Origin of the sequence: Paraburkholderia sp. BL6665CI2N2 (assembly GCF_004366535.1) — a bacterium.
Lineage (GTDB): Bacteria > Pseudomonadota > Gammaproteobacteria > Burkholderiales > Burkholderiaceae > Paraburkholderia.
Window position 1 is genome coordinate 140930 of the sequence record NZ_SORC01000001.1, and the last position, 19602, is coordinate 160531.

General features: G+C 59.1%; 12 protein-coding genes, 3 tRNA genes and 3 rRNA genes. 4 read left to right on the plus strand and 14 right to left on the minus strand.

The annotated features are described in order from the left end of the window. Positions 1-103: 103 nt before the first annotated feature. The 8 genes from B0G81_RS00665 to B0G81_RS00700 form a co-directional block, all read right to left on the minus strand. Positions 104-180 (minus strand) — tRNA-Val (locus B0G81_RS00665). A 65-nt stretch (positions 181-245) separates the two neighbouring features. Continuing rightward, on the minus strand, positions 246-1736 hold the full coding sequence (locus B0G81_RS00670) for a M81 family metallopeptidase (protein ID WP_134132476.1): 1491 nt from the start codon (positions 1734-1736) through the stop codon (positions 246-248). Next, positions 1733-3013, minus strand: a complete 1281-nt coding sequence (locus B0G81_RS00675) for a Zn-dependent hydrolase (protein WP_134132481.1) — start codon at positions 3011-3013, stop codon at positions 1733-1735. Before B0G81_RS00675 ends, B0G81_RS00670 begins: the two co-directional genes overlap by 4 nt. Positions 3014-3046: 33 nt before the next feature. Then, positions 3047-3748, minus strand: coding sequence for an ABC transporter ATP-binding protein (locus B0G81_RS00680; protein WP_134132485.1), 702 nt, complete (start codon positions 3746-3748; stop codon positions 3047-3049). After that, the gene (locus tag B0G81_RS00685; RefSeq protein ID WP_134132490.1) at positions 3745-4512 is read right to left on the minus strand and encodes an ABC transporter ATP-binding protein; all 768 of its coding nucleotides are present in this window, start codon (positions 4510-4512) and stop codon (positions 3745-3747) included. The genes B0G81_RS00680 and B0G81_RS00685 overlap by 4 nt, the downstream gene beginning before the upstream one ends. Beyond that, the gene (locus tag B0G81_RS00690) at positions 4509-5564 is read right to left on the minus strand and encodes a branched-chain amino acid ABC transporter permease (RefSeq protein WP_134132494.1); all 1056 of its coding nucleotides are present in this window, start codon (positions 5562-5564) and stop codon (positions 4509-4511) included. The genes B0G81_RS00685 and B0G81_RS00690 overlap by 4 nt, the downstream gene beginning before the upstream one ends. Next, positions 5561-6421 (minus strand): branched-chain amino acid ABC transporter permease, encoded by an 861-nt coding sequence (locus B0G81_RS00695; RefSeq protein ID WP_134132499.1) that lies wholly within the window; start codon positions 6419-6421, stop codon positions 5561-5563. The genes B0G81_RS00690 and B0G81_RS00695 overlap by 4 nt, the downstream gene beginning before the upstream one ends. 85 nt (positions 6422-6506) lie before the next feature. Then, positions 6507-7715, minus strand: a complete 1209-nt coding sequence (locus B0G81_RS00700; protein WP_134132501.1) for an ABC transporter substrate-binding protein — start codon at positions 7713-7715, stop codon at positions 6507-6509. 273 nt (positions 7716-7988) lie between these two features. Between B0G81_RS00700 and B0G81_RS00705 the strand changes: the two genes are divergently transcribed. Then, positions 7989-8837, plus strand: a complete 849-nt coding sequence (locus tag B0G81_RS00705) for an FCD domain-containing protein (protein ID WP_116122342.1) — start codon at positions 7989-7991, stop codon at positions 8835-8837. Between the two features lie 422 nt (positions 8838-9259). Beyond that, positions 9260-9724, plus strand: a complete 465-nt coding sequence (locus tag B0G81_RS00710) for a hypothetical protein (protein ID WP_134142952.1) — start codon at positions 9260-9262, stop codon at positions 9722-9724. Positions 9725-9944: 220 nt separating this feature from the next. Here the strand turns inward: B0G81_RS00710 and rrf are convergent. From rrf to B0G81_RS00735, 5 genes are all read right to left on the minus strand, one after another. Next, positions 9945-10058: ribosomal RNA gene (gene rrf, locus B0G81_RS00715) — 5S ribosomal RNA — on the minus strand. Between the two features lie 207 nt (positions 10059-10265). Next, positions 10266-13147 (minus strand): 23S ribosomal RNA (locus B0G81_RS00720). Between the two features lie 306 nt (positions 13148-13453). Then, positions 13454-13529: transfer RNA gene (locus tag B0G81_RS00725), tRNA-Ala, on the minus strand. 85 nt (positions 13530-13614) lie between these two features. Beyond that, positions 13615-13691: transfer RNA gene (locus tag B0G81_RS00730), tRNA-Ile, on the minus strand. An 80-nt stretch (positions 13692-13771) separates the two neighbouring features. Beyond that, positions 13772-15302, minus strand: a 16S ribosomal RNA gene (locus B0G81_RS00735). Together the 16S, 23S and 5S rRNA genes with 2 tRNA genes alongside form the textbook arrangement of a ribosomal RNA operon. 794 nt (positions 15303-16096) lie before the next feature. Between B0G81_RS00735 and rpoD the strand changes: the two genes are divergently transcribed. Then, positions 16097-18094 carry an RNA polymerase sigma factor RpoD gene (gene rpoD / locus B0G81_RS00740; protein WP_134132503.1) on the plus strand — a complete coding sequence of 666 codons (1998 nt, stop codon included), beginning with the start codon at positions 16097-16099 and terminating at the stop codon, positions 18092-18094. A gap of 85 nt (positions 18095-18179) precedes the next feature. Here the strand turns inward: rpoD and B0G81_RS00745 are convergent, their stop codons facing one another. Continuing rightward, positions 18180-18560, minus strand: a complete 381-nt coding sequence (locus B0G81_RS00745; protein WP_134132505.1) for a hypothetical protein — start codon at positions 18558-18560, stop codon at positions 18180-18182. A gap of 394 nt (positions 18561-18954) precedes the next feature. Here B0G81_RS00745 and B0G81_RS00750 point away from each other — a divergent pair, with 394 nt between their 5' ends. Then, positions 18955-19431 carry a PRC-barrel domain-containing protein gene (locus B0G81_RS00750; protein ID WP_116122346.1) on the plus strand — a complete coding sequence of 159 codons (477 nt, stop codon included), beginning with the start codon at positions 18955-18957 and terminating at the stop codon, positions 19429-19431. Positions 19432-19602: the final 171 nt, after the last annotated feature.

The following is a 19602-nucleotide window of genomic DNA, read 5'->3' on the forward strand; positions in this document are numbered from 1 at the left end:
AAACCGGCGGGACAGAGCGGCACGCTGAGCAGTGCGCCGAGGTGATACGGGAACCTGACAGTAGACGAAAGCGAAGCCGCTTTCGTCTACGTCACGGATGCGTTGGTAGGCTCGATTGGATTCGAACCAACGACCCCCACCATGTCAAGGTGGTGCTCTAACCAACTGAGCTACGAGCCTTTAGAGGCGCGAATTATAGAGAACCCGCACGCTCAGCACAAGCCCCTGACGGCACTTCTGTCGACTCAACTCGTTGATGCCCACTCGGTTTGCGTATCCAGCGGATAAACCGGCCGCCTCACCTGCTTGAAAGCGAACAGGCCGTAATCCGAACTCGTCACGCCACGGCTATCGCATTCGACCAGCGCCGCCGCAATCGGCACGAACACCGGGCGGCAGTACATGCGCGACTTCAGCAACAGGAAACGCGCGCGACGCGGATCGATGCCGACACTCTCGAACACGCCGAGGTCCCACGGTTCGTGCGTGCGCTCGGTCATCACGAGCTTGACGGTGCCCGTGTCGAGGACCGCGGCGCGGCCCATGAAAGCGCGCTGCCCGGTGTAGGTCGGCCCGCTGATCACGTACTCGCCGTCGGTCAACGCGCGCACCACGCCGGTCACGGCGAGCGGCGGACGCGGCTTGAGCGCGTCGCTCGCCACCTTGTTGCCGATGGTCACCGTCACCGTGCTGCCGACGCCCGACGACATCAACGCGGCGACCGCTTGCGGATCGCACAATGGTCCACTCACGATGCCGTCGAGCTTCTGCTTCAACGCTTCCTCGAGCAGATCCATCGTGTCGCAGGTGCCGCCCGACATGCAGTTGTCGCCGTGATCGAGCAGCAGCACGGGCTTGTCGGCGTCCACTGCGAGCGCCGCGGCTTGCGCGACGGATTCAGCGAGCGGCGCACTGCGATAGACGAAGTCTTCGCGCTCGTTCCAGATCTGCCGCGCGATGCGCTCCGCGACCGCTTCGGCGTGAGCGCGCTCGCCATTGCCCACCACCACGACGCTGATGCAGGGCGCCTCGATATCGGCAAGCGAGAAGCCAGACAGCACCGACACCGCGAGCATGCCGTCGGCCTCGGCCGCGCGCGCGGCGTCGACGGCGCGCTTCATCGCGCCTTCGGCAGTCGCGCTGCGCAGCGTATGCGTGAGCAGCGGCGGCTGGCGCCACGCGATCACAGGCTTCGCCTTGCCGTGAATCAGGTCGAACATCAGACGCGCCGCGTGCACGCCGGTCTCGTACATATCGACGTGCGGATAGGTCTTGAAGCTGACGATCACGTCGGTGTTGTCGATCATCTTTTGCGTGACGTTACCGTGCAAGTCGAGCGCGACGGCGATCGGCGCATCCGGCAGCAACGCGCGCACGCGTTCGAGCAAGTCGCCTTCGCCATCGTTCGAATTCTCGGCGACCATCGCGCCGTGCAGATCGAGCATGACGGCGTCGCAACCCACGGCGGCCGACACGATCGCCTCGCAGATCGCGTCGTAAGCAGCGGCCTCGACCGGCCCGCTCGGATTCGCCGACGCCGACACGGGCGTCACGATGTCGGCATGCTCACGCTCGGCAGCGTCGATGAACGCGGCCATCGCCGTTTGCATGCCTTTGTTGTCGTTGAACGCGTCTTCGCCATAGCTCGGCCCGTGACGGCCGAATGCCGCCAACGGCGTGGCCACCGGCGAAAACGTGTTGGTCTCGTGATTCATCCGCGCGATGAGGATCTTCATGCGTCCGCGCTCCCCGCGTTCTGCGCGGCGTTCAGCATGGCCTGCAACAGCACGTTGCAACCGGCTTCGAGATGATCCGAGCGCGCATCTTCGATTTCGTTGTGGCTGATGCCGTCTTTGCATGGCACGAAGATCATCGCCGCAGGCGCGACTCGCGCGAGATAGACGGCGTCGTGGCCGGCGCCGCTGATCACGTCCATCGACGAAAATCCGAGTGCGTCCGCGCCCTGCTTCACGGCTTCGACTAATTCGGCGGCAAACGGTTGCGGCGGAAAATACACCACTTGTTCGACATCCACCGTGATACCGGTTTTCTCGCGCGCTACCGAGCATGCGGCGCGCAACGCGTTGTCCATTGCCGTGAGCGTGGCGTCGTCGGCGGCGCGCAAATCGACGGTGAGTGTTATGCGGCCTGGAATCACATTGCGTGAGTTGGGATGCACGTCGAGCCAGCCGACTGTGCCGCGACCGTGAGGCGCGTGATCGAGCGCGATGCGGTTGACGGCGTGAATCAGATCGGCCGCGACGAGCAGCGCGTCGCGGCGCAACTCCATCGGCGTCGGGCCGGCGTGCGCTTCCATGCCGTGCACCGTCACGTCATACCAGCGTTGACCGAGCGCGCCCTGCACCACGCCGATTGTTTTGTCGTGTGCTTCCAGCACCGGACCTTGTTCGATATGCGCTTCAAAATAGGCGCCTACCGCATGTGGTTTTGTGATCTCGCCGGCGTAGCCGATCTGCGACAGCGCGTCGCCTACCGTGATGCCTTCTCGATCGTGTTGTTCGAGCGCGTGCTCCAGAGTAAACGCACCGGCGAACACGCCGGAGCCCATCATCACCGGTACGAAGCGCGAACCTTCCTCGTTGGTCCATACCGCGACTTCGAGCGGTGCGAGTGTCCGCACATTGGCATCATTGAGCGTGCGCAGCACTTCCAGTCCCGCGAGCACGCCGTAATTGCCGTCGAACTTGCCGCCTGTAGGTTGCGTGTCGATGTGGCTGCCGGTCATCACCGGTGGCAGGTCGTCACGCAAACCCGCGCGGCGCGCGAAGATGTTGCCGATTGCGTCCACCCGCACGCTGCAGCCGATCTCCTTCGTCCACGCGATAAAGAGGTCGCGTGCCTCGCGGTCCAACTCTGTGAGTGCGAGCCGGCACACACCGCCTTTCTCGGTGGCGCCGATCCGCGCGAGTTGCATGAGACTGTCCCAGAGCCTCGCGCCGTCGACTCGCAGATCTGCGAACGTCGCGACGGTTGTTGATTCATGAACTTGCATCGATGCTTCCTCGTATTGAAGACAGAATGCGCGTCAGACCACGCCGACGCCGAGATAACGGTCCTTGATCGAGTCGTCCGCGGCAAACGACGCGTTGTCGCCCGAATAGACGATTACGCCCTGCTCGATGATGTAGTGGCGATCCGCGAGTTGCGTGCACACCTCGAGATTCTGCTCGACCAGCAGAATCGCCACGCCCGCTTCGCGGATCAGCTTGAGTTGCGCGACGATTTCTTCGACGATCACCGGCGCGAGGCCTTCGACGGGTTCATCGAGCATCAGCAAGCGCGGGTGATTCATGAGCGCGCGGCCGATCGCAAGCATCTGCTGTTCGCCGCCGGAGAGTTGCGCGCCTCCGTTCGTGCGCCGCTCTTTCAAGCGCGGAAAAATGCGGTAGATATCGTCGAGTTGCCACGGCGAATCTTTGCGCGCGCCGAGCCGCAAGTTTTCTTCGACGGTAAGCAGACGAAAGATGCCGCGATGCTCGGGCACGAAGCAGACACCACGTGACGCGATCCTGTGCGGCGGCATGCCGCTGACTTTGGCGCCGCTGAACGTGACCGTGCCGCGCTGCGGCGCGACGACGCCCGCAATCGCTTTCAGCGTGGTCGATTTGCCGGCGCCGTTGCGGCCCAAGAGCGTGACCGTTTCACCATCGTCGATCTGCAGGGATACGCCTTGCAGAATGTGGCTTTTGCCGTAGAAGCCGTGAATCTGCTGCACATCGAGAATCATGCGCGGCCTCCGGTGATCATGTTGCCGAGATAGGCGCTGCGTACGCGCTCGTCGCCGCGAATGTCGTCGGGGCGGCCTTCCACCAGCACACGCCCTTGCTGCATGACGGTGATCGTGTCGGAAATGTCCATCACGATGCCCATGTTGTGTTCGATCAGCACAACCGTGTAATCGTCGCGCAGGCCGCGAATCAACTGCTTCATGTCGTCGAGGTCGTCGATACCCATGCCCGAGGTCGGCTCGTCGAGAAAGATCGCCTTGGGCCGCGCGGCGAGCGCCATGCCGACTTCGAGCCGCCGCTGCTGACCATGCGAAAGCGCGCCCGCCGATATGTCGCTGAAACGCTGCAACGCGAGCCGCTCGAGCACGCTGTCGACAATGTCCGCATGCGTGAGCGCACCGTGCGGCGGCGTCCACGCATTCAACGCGCGCACTGCGTCGACACCTTGCGCGGCAAGCCGTAGATTTTCTCGCACGCTCAGATTGGCGAACAGGCTCGTTACCTGAAATGAACGGGCGACGCCGCGTCGTACGCGCTTATAATCCGGCTCGCGCGTGACATCGTGACCGTCGAAAACGATCTTGCCTTCGGAAATAGGCAGCGTGCCGGTCAACACGTGAAAGAGCGTGGTTTTGCCCGCGCCGTTCGGTCCGATCACGGAATGCACCGTGCGCGGCATGATGTTCAAGGTGACGTCGGAGAGCGCTGTGAATTTGCCGTAGCGCTTCACCACGCCGCTCGCTTGCAGAATGGCTTCGCTCATACGGACTCCTTGTCTGCGTCGTTGCCTGCATCAGCGGATGATTTACGGCGCAGCGATTGCCAGATGCGTTCGCCCAATCCCCACAGACCGCGCTGCATGTACAGGCTGACTGCCATCAGCACGATGCCGAGCAGCAAGAGCCAGCGCGGCCACAACGTCGAGAGCCAGTCAGCGAACAGCACGTAGAACGCAGCGCCCAATACGGAGGCGAACAGATTGCCGGTGCCGCCGATCACCGTCATCACGAGGATCATTTCGCTCGTGTGATAGTCGATGTTGGAGAGCGGAGCGATGCCGGTCATCAGCGCATGCAGCGCGCCCGCGAGACCCGTGACCGCGCCGGAGATCACGAATGCCATCAGCTTGAAGCGCTTGACGTCGTAACCGACCGCTGCCGCGCGTGCTTCGTTGTCGCGAATCGCCAGCAGCGTACGGCCGAACACCGAGTGCGATACACGCATCAACAGCCAGAACACCACGAGGAACAATACCGCGACGAAACCGTAGTATTGCCACGGCGAGGTCAACGGCACGATCGCTTTGCCGAACAGTCCCAACGCCGGGCGTGGGATGTCGAGCAAGCCGTTGTCGCCGCCGGTCAGATCGGGCGTGGTGTAGGCGAGGAAGTAGAACAGTTGGCCGAATGCGAGCGTCAACATGACGAAGTAGGTGCCGCGCTGGCGAATCGAAAACCAGCCGACCAGCGCTGCGGCCGCCGCGCCGATCACCGCCGACGCAAGCAAGGCCATGGGAACCGGCAGCCCTGTTTTAGTAAGGACTAGTCCCGCGCAATAGCTGCCGAGCCCGAAGAAAATGCCTTGTCCGAACGAGAGCAACCCTGTGTGGCCGAGTAGTAGATTGCAGCCGAGCGCGGCGAGTGCGAACACCAGTACTTCGGTAGCAAGCGATCCGGAGCGTAACGTGAGCGGCAAAATGCATACGACCAATAGCGCCAGCAACAGGAAGCGATAACGGTGCAGTGAGTGCTTCAGGCCCGCTGGCGTCTTCGAGGAAACGGCGCTCTGCCCGATGGGTTTGGGGGTATCGATCATGCCGCCCTCCCGAGCAGACCGTTCGGTCGCAGCAATAGCACAGCGGCCATCGCGACGTAAATCATCAATCGCGCGCCTTCCGGCCATAAGGTGCTCATCACGCTTTGGACGATTCCCACCAGCAATCCACCCACCAGCGCACCCAGAAAATTACCCATTCCGCCAACCACCACCACGACGAATGCGACGCTGAGCGCTTCGATACCCATGAAAGGATCGACGCCGCGAATCGGCGCGGCAAGCACGCCCGCCAGCGCGGCCGTTGCGGCGCCGAGCGCGAACACGAGGCTGAAGACACGCAGCACGTTGATGCCGAGCAGCGAGACCATCTCCGTCGATTCGCTGCCCGCACGCACCGCACTGCCGAGCCGCGTACCTTCCAGCACCCACCACAAGAGCGCGGCCAGTATCGCCGTGAAGCCGATCACGAAGAGACGGTACTTGGGATACACGAAGCTGCCCCAGATCACCACGCCGTTCAGCACGTCGGGCACGGCCACGTTATCGCCGAGCGGTCCCCACATCAGGATCGCGCACTCCTGCACGACGAGCGCGAGACCGACGGTCACGAGAATATGAAACTCATGCTGCTGCGCGTAGACGTGCCGCAGAATCAGCTTCTCGACGACCCACGCAAGCGCGCCCACGACGACCGGTACGACTATAAGCGCGGTCCAGAAACTCATGGACCATTGCATCGCCTGATAGCAGAAGTACGCGCCGAGCAGATAGAACGCGCCGTGCGCGAAATTCACGAAGCGCAGCAAACCGAACACGATCGACAAACCGACCGCGAGCAGGAAATACAACATTCCCACTCCGATGCCGTTGACGATCTGCAGGAGATAAACGTTCATGGCGTCCGTCTAAAGGGTGGTGCAAAGAGAAGTCGCGATGCGGTATTGCGATATGCGCGCCGAGCTTGCATACGGCACGCAGGCGTCAGGTCATCTTGCAGCCGGTTTTGTCGAGTGGCAGGAACGATTGGCCGGAGCTCACGATATCCGCGTAGTCGTCGGCGTTCTTCATCTTGTTCTTCGCCTTGCCCTTCAACAGATAATAATTCTTCAGCACCTGATGGTCGCCCTTGCGGACTTCTTCCGGGCCGGTCAATCCATCGTACTTCATGCCTTCGAGTGCGGCGACCACTTTCTTCGGGTCGACGTTACCTGCTTTCACGATGCCGTCGAGCAGGATCTTCGTGCAGATATACGACCCTGCGAGGCTGTAGTTGGGATTGGCCTTGAACGCGGCATTCGCGCGTTTGACGAGATCGCGATTCAACGGCGAATCAATGTCGTGCCAATACTGTGCGCCGAAATAGACGCCTTCGCACAGGTCCGCTCCGAGCGATTCGAATTGCTCGAGTCCGGACGCCCAGGCCATCAGAATCGTGCAATTGTTCTTCATGCCGAAGCTCACGGCCTGGCGCAATGTATCGGACGACTGCGAGCCGAAGTTCAGAATCAGCAGCACGTCAGGCTTCGCCGCCACTGCGTTCGTCAGATAGCCGCTGAACTCCTTCTCATTGAGCGAGTGGTAGCTGTTGCCCACGTGTTCGATGCCCTTCTCTTTGAAGACCGTCTTCGCGGCCGAGAGCAAACCGTCGCCGAACACGTATTGCGGCGTGATCGTGTACCAGCGTTTGGCTTTGGGCATCATCTGGATCAGCGGACGCACCGTCTGCTCGATCGCGCCGTAGGTCGGCACCGACCAGCGGAATGTGGCGTCATTGCAATCCTTACCGGTGATTTCGTCCGCGCCGGCAGTCGTAATGAAAACGCCGCCCGCCTTCTGCACTTCCTTGCCCATTGCCAATGCTTCGGAGGACAGAATACCGCCCGCAAAGAAGCGCGCATTCTTCTGTTGCGCGATTTCCTGAACCCGACGCACGGCGGTTGCGGGCTTGCCTTCCGTGTCGAGCACCGTGTATGCGAGCGGTTGACCCAGCACCTTGCCGTACTGCTCAATAGCGAGCTTCATGCCGAGGTCGGCGTATTTGCCGTTCGCCGCGAATGGACCCGACATCGGCACCGGACAGGCGAACTGCAACGTTCCGGCCTGTGCGAACGCGCTTCGCGCGACCAGCGAGCCCAACGTGCCTGGAACGGCCGACAACGCGGCCAGCTTCAACATATTTCGGCGATTCAAAATGACGCTCCTTAGGAAAGAGACACGCACTGACCGACTACGAAACTGCACACGCTGCGCGAACGACTACTCGAGCTTGCTGGCCGCCGTGAAGTTTTTCACTGCATCGGCTTTGTTCTATTTATCATGATAAATAGGTTGGACTTGATCGTAGGTACAATAAATTCGGGTGTCAATAAGGCAAAATTCCTGGCGGCGTCGGAGCACTCTTTCAGGCAGCGACGGCACCGGCGAATCGATCGAAGATCGCAGGACAAACTGGGAGCATCGAATATGGCCATGGACCGCGCCAAGGCTGGCGCCGCGATTGAGATCAAGCAGCAGAAACGCGGCGATCTGGTCGCCGAGGAAATCAAGCGGCTCATCACCGAGAAAGACCTGAAGCCAGGCGACCGGCTGCCGCGCGAGGTGGAATTGCAGCAGCTCTTTTCGGTGAGCAAGAGCACGATCCGCGAGGCGTTGAAATCGCTCGAGGTGCAAGGTCTCATCAAAGTGACCACCGGCCCGAGCGGCGGCGGTATGGTGGTGGAGGTGCCGCTCGATCGCACGCTGCAACTGCTGCAAAACTACCTGTTCTTCAAGGACGTTTCGATCGACGACATTTACACCGTGCGCAAACTGCTTGAGCCCGAACTCGCGGCGGGGGCCGTGCCACATCTGACGGAGCAGGACTTCGAAGCGCTCGACGCGAGCATTGCGTGTTGCGATCAACCGGCTTCGTCACACGGCGGGAAGGATATCGTGCGGCAACGTCAGGAAGATGTGAATTTCCACGACATCCTCGCGGCGGCGAATCCGAATCCGTTCCTGCGTTTCAGTTGCGAGTTGATCAATGAAATGATCCGGCAGCTCATCGAGTTTCGTAACGATACGCCGCAAGCGGAGCATGAGCGTTTCGGTCAGGCCAACGTCAAGATTCACAAGGCGATTACGAAGGCGGCACGTGAGCGTGATGTGGAGAAAGTGCGAGAGTTGATGGTGATCCACATGACCGAGGCCCCGCGCTATGTGAAGCGGATGAAGGGGAAACTGCGTGGACGTTTGATCCTCGATTCGGAGATTCGTCGGCGAGTGCGGGCGCGAAGTGTGGCGCCGGTTTCGGAGGAGGATGACGGCGAGTGAGGCGAGGCGTTGATGCGGCCGGAGTGGGTTGAGGGTGGGTTGCGGTCTCGTGGCGACGCCGGGTAGGGGTGCGGCTTCGCGGACAGAGGCCATTTTCTCTCATGAAGAGACGCAAATGGTCCGTTGCGTCCGGCATATAGCCGAAGTTTCGACGCGGTCGCAGATCGGCATCGCGCGGAACGAAGTTCAAGGTTCGAGGTTCTGGTGGGAGAAATGTCTGTCGCAGGAAGGAAGATTGAAAGGCATCGCGCCTTTGGCCTGAAAGACGTATGCGCCGGACTCCACGCAGGAGTGGTGACGAGGGCCGCCAGACAGCCCTTCCAAGCGTTCCGTCGATGGCGTGCACGACTGCGCAACGAGGGCTCAATCTTTTACGATCCGCGCCGTTATTGCATCTGCACAGGCATAAACATTGGACCTTCATGGCACAACCTATTCCGTTATCTCGCCACACTGGCGCTACGCGCGCGCGGCATGCCAAGGCCATGCTATTGCCGATCCCCCGGCAAACCGCCGACGACCTCGCGCTGCGGGTCCATCTGGCCCTCGACGCCTTGCGCCGTGGCGCCGGCAGTATGAGCGACGCGCAAACGCTCACGCAAATCATGCTGCTGACGGGGTTTCTAGCGGAATCGGGTTTCGGTTCGGTGACCGGTGAGCAGCTAGGAGCGGCGGAACGTGCGGTGTCGGCAGTGTTCGACATTGGTCGTGATGCCGGCAAGTGGGAATTGGACGATACGGGCTTCGCGCTTTTTGCGGCGATCGCTACGAATTACGACCGACAGTTGCGTAGCGCACCCCTCTGGGCGATCACCGATGCGAGTGAACGACTTGATCGATTCACCGCAGGTGTGCCGCATCAGATCCCGGTGCGTAAGCGGGCTTAGCCGGATCACGATGTGGGGCGGCGAGGAAACCTCGTCAACGGTTGCTCGCAATCGACGGATCTGCGGCGCGAAGGTGTGGATGTGGGACGGGCGTATCTGGAACTGACGGGCTACGCGGATACGCGGCGGATGGGGCGGGAGTGAAGGCGGGTTATACGGCGGGGTTGTAAACGCAGAAACCCCACCTTTTCGGGGTGGGGTTTCTGGTTGCTGCTGGGGAGCCTGACGATTACCTACTTTCACACGGGTAATCCGCACTATCATCGGCGTGGAGTCGTTTCACGGTCCTGTTCGGGATGGGAAGGGGTGGGACCGACTCGCTATGGTCATCAGGCATGACTTGTTGCTGCACTGCTCGTGGAGCAATACAGCCAATCGGGAAGAAGTAGTTTCTGGTGATGCTCACCAGGGGTAAAGCTGTTGGGGTTGTGTTGTTTCTGGCACAACACGATCACTTAACCTGAGTGTCCTTGCCCCCTTCGGGGGTGGGATGCCCGTCAGTGCTGAAGCACTAACGATCATCGCAAAACACACCTGTTATAGGATCAAGCCTTACGGGCAATTAGTATCAGTTAGCTTAACGCATTACTGCGCTTCCACACCTGACCTATCAACGTCCTGGTCTTGAACGACCCTTCAAGGGGCTCGAAGCCCCGGGGATATCTCATCTTAAGGCGAGTTTCCCGCTTAGATGCTTTCAGCGGTTATCTCTTCCGAACATAGCTACCCGGCGATGCCACTGGCGTGACAACCGGTACACCAGAGGTTCGTCCACTCCGGTCCTCTCGTACTAGGAGCAGCCCCCTTCAAATATCCAGCGCCCACGGCAGATAGGGACCAAACTGTCTCACGACGTTTTAAACCCAGCTCACGTACCTCTTTAAATGGCGAACAGCCATACCCTTGGGACCGGCTACAGCCCCAGGATGAGATGAGCCGACATCGAGGTGCCAAACACCGCCGTCGATATGAACTCTTGGGCGGTATCAGCCTGTTATCCCCAGAGTACCTTTTATCCGTTGAGCGATGGCCCTTCCATACAGAACCACCGGATCACTATGACCTGCTTTCGCACCTGCTCGACTTGTCGGTCTCGCAGTTAAGCACGCTTATGCCATTGCACTATCAGCACGATTTCCGACCGTACCTAGCGTACCTTCGTACTCCTCCGTTACACTTTGGGAGGAGACCGCCCCAGTCAAACTGCCTACCATGCACTGTCCCCGATCCGGATTACGGACCAAGGTTAGAACCTCAAACAAACCAGGGTGGTATTTCAAGGGCGGCTCCACGCAGACTGGCGTCCACGCTTCAAAGCCTCCCACCTATCCTACACAGACCGGTTCAAAGTCCAATGCAAAGCTACAGTAAAGGTTCATGGGGTCTTTCCGTCTAGCCGCGGGGAGATTGCATCATCACAAACACTTCAACTTCGCTGAGTCTCGGGAGGAGACAGTGTGGCCATCGTTACGCCATTCGTGCAGGTCGGAACTTACCCGACAAGGAATTTCGCTACCTTAGGACCGTTATAGTTACGGCCGCCGTTTACCGGGACTTCAATCAAGAGCTTGCACCCCATCATTTAATCTTCCGGCACCGGGCAGGCGTCACACCCTATACGTCCACTTTCGTGTTTGCAGAGTGCTGTGTTTTTATTAAACAGTCGCAGCCACCAGTTTATTGCAACCCCTTCACCCTCTGCCCGCAGGGGCATCAAGCTACAGGGGCGTACCTTATCCCGAAGTTACGGTACCAATTTGCCGAGTTCCTTCTCCCGAGTTCTCTCAAGCGCCTTAGAATACTCATCTCGCCCACCTGTGTCGGTTTGCGGTACGGTCTTGTTAAACTGAAGCTTAGAGGCTTTTCTTGGAACCACTTCCGATTGCTTCTTCACCGAAGTGAATGGCCTCGCACCCTTGAATCCTGCGCCCGGATTTGCCAAAGCGCCTTCTCCAATGCAAGGACCGGGACTTCCAACACCCGGACAACCTTCCGCGATCCGTCCCCCCATCGCATTTAACAATGGTGCAGGAATATTAACCTGCTTCCCATCAGCTACGCATTTCTGCCTCGCCTTAGGGGCCGACTCACCCTACGCCGATGAACGTTGCGTAGGAAACCTTGGGCTTACGGCGAGGGGGCTTTTCACCCCCTTTATCGCTACTCATGTCAGCATTCGCACTTCCGATACCTCCAGCACACTTTCCAGTGCACCTTCGCAGGCTTACGGAACGCTCTCCTACCATGCACATAAATGTGCATCCGCAGCTTCGGTATATTGCTTAGCCCCGTTACATCTTCCGCGCAGGACGACTCGATCAGTGAGCTATTACGCTTTCTTTAAAGGATGGCTGCTTCTAAGCCAACCTCCTGACTGTTTTAGCCTTCCCACTTCGTTTCCCACTTAGCAATATTTGGGGACCTTAGCTGGCGGTCTGGGTTGTTTCCCTCTTGACACCGGACGTTAGCACCCGATGTCTGTCTCCCGTGATTGCACTCTTCGGTATTCGGAGTTTGCTATGGCGTAGTAATCCGCAATGGACCCCACAACCATGACAGTGCTCTACCCCCGAAGGTGATACACGAGGCACTACCTAAATAGTTTTCGGAGAGAACCAGCTATTTCCAGGTTTGTTTAGCCTTTCACCCCTATCCACAGCTCATCCCCTAACTTTTCAACGTTAGTGGGTTCGGACCTCCAGTACGTGTTACCGCACCTTCATCCTGGCCATGGATAGATCACCTGGTTTCGGGTCTACACCCAGCGACTGAATCGCCCTGTTCGGACTCGCTTTCGCTACGCCTGCCCTAATCGGTTAAGCTTGCCACTGAATGTAAGTCGCTGACCCATTATACAAAAGGTACGCCGTCACCCTCTTTCAAAGGCTCCGACTGTTTGTATGCATGCGGTTTCAGGATCTGTTTCACTCCCCTCCCGGGGTTCTTTTCGCCTTTCCCTCACGGTACTGGTTCACTATCGGTCGATCACGAGTATTTAGCCTTGGAGGATGGTCCCCCCATCTTCAGACAGGATTTCACGTGTCCCGCCCTACTTGTCGCATACCTAGTTCTTCCAATCTGTTTTCGCCTACGGGGCTATCACCCGCTATGGCCGCACTTTCCAGAGCGTTTGGCTAACAGTTCAGATAAAGAATGCAGGCTGGTCCCATTTCGCTCGCCACTACTCTGGGAATCTCGGTTGATTTCTTTTCCTGCGGTTACTTAGATGTTTCAGTTCACCGCGTTCGCTTCGCGTAGCCTATGTATTCAGCTACGGATGACCCATACGGGCCGGGTTTCCCCATTCGGATATCGGTGGATCAAAGCTCGTTTGCCAGCTCCCCACCGCTTTTCGCAGGCTACCGCGTCCTTCATCGCCTGTGATCGCCAAGGCATCCACCACATGCACTTGTTCGCTTGACCCTATAACGGGTGTGTCTCTCCCGATTCACATGCCGCTACAGGTTGAGTATTCGTGTTGCGCCGTATTCCAAAAGCGATCTTTCGATCTCTCTTTTCATACATTGATACAATCACAACCCTGATTCACCTACTCAACCACCCATCTCTAAGTGATCTTTCGTGAATCTCTTTACTACTTCTTCCTGATTGTTAAAGAACGACAGCCGATATCGCAGTTGCTATAACCGCGTATCCTTACTGACTGGCTCAATCGCCAATGCACAGTGCTCTGCTTTTACTACCCGCAGAACGCTACGCATTGAGGATTGGTGGAGGATGACGGGATCGAACCGACGACCCCCTGCTTGCAAAGCAGGTGCTCTCCCAGCTGAGCTAATCCCCCAGTCATGCACAGATAATCTCTACCTGCATTGATACCCAGGGGTCTTAGTCGCCAAACTCGGCGATCAGCACACCAGACAAGACTTTGGTGGGTCTGGATGGATTCGAACCATCGACCCCCGCCTTATCAAGACGGTGCTCTAACCGACTGAGCTACAGACCCCTGAGTCTGTCCAGATTTCACAGCCGATAAGCGTGAGCGCTCAACGCATTGCTTTTACGCAACTGACACGTTCGCTCGAGAAAGGAGGTGATCCAGCCGCACCTTCCGATACGGCTACCTTGTTACGACTTCACCCCAGTCATGAATCCTACCGTGGTGACCGTCCTCCTTGCGGTTAGACTAGCCACTTCTGGTAAAACCCACTCCCATGGTGTGACGGGCGGTGTGTACAAGACCCGGGAACGTATTCACCGCGGCATGCTGATCCGCGATTACTAGCGATTCCAGCTTCACGCACTCGAGTTGCAGAGTGCGATCCGGACTACGATCGGTTTTCTGGGATTGGCTCCCCCTCGCGGGTTGGCGACCCTCTGTTCCGACCATTGTATGACGTGTGAAGCCCTACCCATAAGGGCCATGAGGACTTGACGTCATCCCCACCTTCCTCCGGTTTGTCACCGGCAGTCTCCCTAGAGTGCTCTTGCGTAGCAACTAGGGACAAGGGTTGCGCTCGTTGCGGGACTTAACCCAACATCTCACGACACGAGCTGACGACAGCCATGCAGCACCTGTGTTATGGCTCCCTTTCGGGCACTCCCACCTCTCAGCAGGATTCCATACATGTCAAGGGTAGGTAAGGTTTTTCGCGTTGCATCGAATTAATCCACATCATCCACCGCTTGTGCGGGTCCCCGTCAATTCCTTTGAGTTTTAATCTTGCGACCGTACTCCCCAGGCGGTCAACTTCACGCGTTAGCTACGTTACCAAGTCAATGAAGACCCGACAACTAGTTGACATCGTTTAGGGCGTGGACTACCAGGGTATCTAATCCTGTTTGCTCCCCACGCTTTCGTGCATGAGCGTCAGTATTGGCCCAGGGGGCTGCCTTCGCCATCGGTATTCCTCCACATCTCTACGCATTTCACTGCTACACGTGGAATTCTACCCCCCTCTGCCATACTCTAGCCCGCCAGTCACAAATGCAGTTCCCAGGTTAAGCCCGGGGATTTCACATCTGTCTTAGCGGACCGCCTGCGCACGCTTTACGCCCAGTAATTCCGATTAACGCTTGCACCCTACGTATTACCGCGGCTGCTGGCACGTAGTTAGCCGGTGCTTATTCTTCCGGTACCGTCATCCCCCTCAGGTATTAACCAAGAGGTTTTCTTTCCGGACAAAAGTGCTTTACAACCCGAAGGCCTTCTTCACACACGCGGCATTGCTGGATCAGGCTTGCGCCCATTGTCCAAAATTCCCCACTGCTGCCTCCCGTAGGAGTCTGGGCCGTGTCTCAGTCCCAGTGTGGCTGGTCGTCCTCTCAGACCAGCTACAGATCGTCGCCTTGGTAGGCCTTTACCCCACCAACTAGCTAATCTGCCATCGGCCGCCCCTGTAGCGCGAGGTCCTAAGATCCCCCGCTTTCATCCGCAGATCGTATGCGGTATTAATCCGGCTTTCGCCGGGCTATCCCCCACTACAGGACACGTTCCGATGTATTACTCACCCGTTCGCCACTCGCCACCAGGATTGCTCCCGTGCTGCCGTTCGACTTGCATGTGTAAGGCATGCCGCCAGCGTTCAATCTGAGCCAGGATCAAACTCTTCAGTTCAAACCTGTTACTGTTTTCGGGCTCTTTCGAACCCGGTCGCTCACTCAACGTACTGACGAATGATCCTTCCATCTTTCAATGGAAAAACCTTCCTTTCATTACTGTGTGAGACTTGATACTTTCGCTTCATCCGGCAGATCCCGAAGGGCCCGCCGGCGCGTCGCGCATCAAGCGCCCACACTTATCGGCTGTTAATTTTTAAAGATCGAGTACGCATTCACCACCGAACCCGCACCGCCAGTCGTCAACATCACAACCACCCGGCACCGCTTCGTTCTGCGTCGCTGCATCAGCAGCAGAGAAACGAGATTATGGAGAACGACTGACACGTCGTCAACCCCCTTTTGTGAATTTTCTTTTGACCAGGCGCTGATCGACGCTAGAACACGCTATCCCTATATATAGGGGGAGCAGCGCATTCGTGATCCCGTCGTGTGAGGACAACCGAACTCCTCTATAGTGAGGAGCTTGAAAACAGCGAATGTGCACGCACCTAGATGCATCGGCCCAGCAACCGCTCCAAGCCCGACCGGCGGCCAAAGGACGAACCTGCGACAAACGCGCATGATGAAAAGATGTGCATACGATGAGCGCAAAGTCCCAAGCTCGGATATAATGCGAGCCGCGCGAATTTCGCACATTTCTATCGGCCCGCTTCGAGCGGGCTCATCTTTTTTGCTCCCCAGAGCACAGCCAAACAACCGCGTTGAGTCACTCAGGTGATGTTGAGCCATGCTCGAAACGCCTGACGGTCGCGTCTTGCGTCTCATAGCGAAGCCTCTAGAGGAGAATACGTGAACCCTTTTGATCGCGAAGATTCGCAACACGAAACCGCCGCCTACACCGCCAAAGCGCCCTCGGGCCGCACGGCCAAGGGCAAGGGCGCCGGTAAAGCGATCCCCGTGGCGGCCGAGTTGCCGCCGCAACAAGCCGAAGAACGTCAGCGCCAGATGCGCGCCCTGATCCAGCTGGGCAAGGAGCAAGGCTACCTGACCCACGCGCAGATCAACGATCACCTGCCCGACAACTTCGCGCAGACGGCCGCCATCGACAGCATTGTCAGCGCGTTCAACGACATGGGCGTGCAGGTCTACGAACAGGCGCCGGACGCGGAAACGCTGCTGCTCAACTCGAACGCCCCGGCCGTCGTGTCGGACGATCAGGCGGACGAGGAGACCGAAGTCGCCCTGTCCACCGTCGATTCCGAATTCGGCCGCACGACCGACCCGGTGCGTATGTACATGCGCGAGATGGGCGCGACCGAACTGCTGACGCGCGCCGGCGAAATCGCGATTGCGAAGCGCATCGAAGACGGCCTGCACGAAATGGTGCAGGCAATCGCCGCTTGCCCGCTCGCGATCTCGGCCATCCTGGCGAGCGCCCAGCAGGTTGCCGACGGCGAACTGCGCATCGACGAACTGGTCGACGGTCTGAATGAAGACACGCTCGCCGCCGAAGAAGATAGCACCAGCGCGGACGCATCCGCCGACGTCGACACGGACACGGATAGCGACGATGAAGAAGACAGCGACGACGACGTTGGCCCGGCCGACTCTTCGGCAGCGGACGAAGCACGCCTGAAGCAACTCACGAGCGACTGCCTCGAAATCTTCGCGCAAGTCGGCATGCTGTCCGACCAGATGAACGCATCGCACACGCGCGGCGACGTCACCTCGAAGGCGTACCAGCGCGCACGCGAAGAGATCCAGCAGCACCTCGCGAAGATCCGCTTCACGGCACGCACCATCGACCGCCTGTGCGGCGACGTGCAGCAACAGGTGGCACAAGTTCGCGCGATCGAGCGCAACATTCTGCAAATCGTCGTCTCGAAGAGCGGCATGCCGCGCGAGAAGTTCATCGAGTCGTTTGCCGGCCATGAAGCCGACCTCGGCTGGACGGAACGCGCGGCGCGTGGCGCTTCGTCGTACGGCGCGGCGCTGGAGCGCCATCTGCCGGCGATTCAGTCCGAACAGCAAAAGCTGATCGAAATCGAAGCAACGGTTTCGCTGCCGCTGAAGCATCTGAAAGAGATCAACCGCCAGATGGTCGCGGCCGAATCGAAGATGCGCAAGGCGAAGAGCGAGATGATCGAGGCGAATCTGCGTCTCGTGATCTCGATCGCGAAGAAGTACGTGAACCGCGGCATGCTGTTCCTCGACCTGATCCAGGAAGGCAACATCGGCCTGATGAAGGCGGTGGACAAGTTCGAATACCGTCGCGGCTGGAAGTTCTCCACGTACGCAACGTGGTGGGTTCGCCAGGCTGTGACGCGTTCGCTCGCCGACCAGGCTCGCACGATCCGCGTGCCGGTGCACATGATCGAAACGATCAACAAGCTGAACCGCATTTCGCGCGAAATCCTGCAGCAGACCGGTCAGGAAGCCCATCCGTCCGTGCTCGCGGAACGCATGGAACTCTCTGAAGAGAAGGTGCGCGGGATTCTGAAGATCGCCAAGCAGCCGGTGTCGATGGAAACGCCGGTCGGAGACGACGGCGACGCCACGCTCGGCGACATGATCGAAGATTCGGCAGCGTCCTCGCCGGCCGACGCCGCGATGCAAGCCGACCTGCGCGCCGCCATCGACGACGCGCTCGACTCGCTGTCGCCGCGCGAAGCGAAGGTGCTGCGTATGCGCTACGGCATCAACACGAAGTCGGACCACACGCTCGAAGAAGTCGGTAAGCAGTTCGACGTCACGCGTGAGCGGATTCGTCAGATCGAGAGCAAGGCCATGCGCAAGCTGATGCACCCGAGCCGCGCCGACCGCCTGAAGTCGTTCCTCGATCGCTGAGCCACCGCTAAATCAACCGGTAAGCCGTCAATAGCGCTTGCCGTGCGTCACGCACGGCAAGCGCTTTCTTTTTCCCGCTCCCCTTTCACGCAAGCAGCGAAACGATCCCGCCGATCGTGATTCCGGCTGCCAGCCAACGTCCGGCCGTATAGAACGCGTTGTGCGCTTCCTGAGGCTGATCCGGACGCTCGAGCCCGAGCGTGCCGTACGCAAACGATTTGACCGCTGAGACACCGGATGCCGGTGTGTCCTCCCTTGCGGAATCGCTGACTGCGTCACCCTGACCCGTATTGTTATCCTGAGCCGCCGTTGCCGCACCTTCCGCGGAGATATGGACGGCGTCGTCCTGCGCGGGCGCATCCATGGTCGATGTCTTTACGACAGAGTCGTGCGCTGCGGACGGTCCTTTGGTCGTCGTGCGATCCGGCCCCGGCAGTGTCGACGACAACGCACTGTCGATTTGCATAGCAACCTCCGTTGATTTTGTTTCTGCTGCGTCGGCCGGCGCCGCACACACAGCCGGTTAAAACTCCTATCGACCTCGATTCGCGGAAACTTGAGCACCGGTAAGAAAGGGTAAGGGCTACCTGCTCGATCGCCGCGCCACGCGTTGCGGATCTGGTGGTCGAACTCGCGCTGAACCGCCGAAAAAACCAGCTCCGGTCCGCGCCCCTTTTTCCGGTAACGCCGCCCACAACTGTCGATTGCCCACATGCCTCGCCGTACAGCCGCGCGCGCAAAACCCATCACACGGCCAGCAGCAGCAACCACCTGCGAAGCGCTCCCGCGCCAACCATTCCCCGGCTAACAGGCATAGTCGTTGCGCGCTCCCTACGTACGCTTTTTACGAGGAGCACATCATGACTACGCTCGATCCCCAAGTACCGGCATCCGCCGATACGCAAGGGGCAACTATCGTTGGAGTCGGCAACGGCGACGGTCCCGGACCGGACGTCATGGCGGCAGCCACGCTCGACGGCAACAAGGTGATGTCGTCGGACGGCGAACATGTCGGCAAGATCTCCGACATCATGCTCGACGTGCGCGGCGGCCGGATCGCTTACGCGGTGTTGTCGACCGGCGGCTTTCTGGGCATCGGCGACACGCTTCACGCGATTCCGTGGAGCGCGCTCACGCTCGACACGGACGACAAATGCTTCGTGATCGATGCGAGCGCCGATCGGATCAAGAACGCACCGGGTTTCGATAAGGATCACTGGCCTTCCATGGCGGACATGCAATGGGGCACGGCCGTGCACGACTACTACAACCGTCAGCCGTACTGGTCGGTCATGCGCGATGGAGTGGAAGAGCGGCGATTGGACACCGACCTCTGATCGCCGGACGTGCAGAGTCGATCTGCGCAAGGCGGCTTTTCAAAGCCAGGATAGCGCGCGAACCTGTCCGTGGCATTTGTCCACAGAAACTGTTCAGAAGCCTGTGGACAACTTGCGCATGACACACCCAACTCCTTGAACGCATTGGTTTTCGTCGCCGCGCTCCGAATG

Coding starts and splice junctions, on each gene's coding strand:
- B0G81_RS00745 (WP_134132505.1), bottom strand. CDS start 18,560: ATGCAAATCGACAGTGCGTTGTCGTCGACACTGCCGGGGCCGGATCGC.
- B0G81_RS00705 (WP_116122342.1), top strand. CDS start 7,989: ATGGCCATGGACCGCGCCAAGGCTGGCGCCGCGATTGAGATCAAGCAG.
- B0G81_RS00675 (WP_134132481.1), bottom strand. CDS start 3,013: ATGCAAGTTCATGAATCAACAACCGTCGCGACGTTCGCAGATCTGCGA.
- B0G81_RS00695 (WP_134132499.1), bottom strand. CDS start 6,421: ATGAACGTTTATCTCCTGCAGATCGTCAACGGCATCGGAGTGGGAATG.
- B0G81_RS00670 (WP_134132476.1), bottom strand. CDS start 1,736: ATGAAGATCCTCATCGCGCGGATGAATCACGAGACCAACACGTTTTCG.
- B0G81_RS00680 (WP_134132485.1), bottom strand. CDS start 3,748: ATGATTCTCGATGTGCAGCAGATTCACGGCTTCTACGGCAAAAGCCAC.
- B0G81_RS00685 (WP_134132490.1), bottom strand. CDS start 4,512: ATGAGCGAAGCCATTCTGCAAGCGAGCGGCGTGGTGAAGCGCTACGGC.
- B0G81_RS00750 (WP_116122346.1), top strand. CDS start 18,955: ATGACTACGCTCGATCCCCAAGTACCGGCATCCGCCGATACGCAAGGG.
- B0G81_RS00690 (WP_134132494.1), bottom strand. CDS start 5,564: ATGATCGATACCCCCAAACCCATCGGGCAGAGCGCCGTTTCCTCGAAG.
- B0G81_RS00710 (WP_134142952.1), top strand. CDS start 9,260: ATGGCACAACCTATTCCGTTATCTCGCCACACTGGCGCTACGCGCGCG.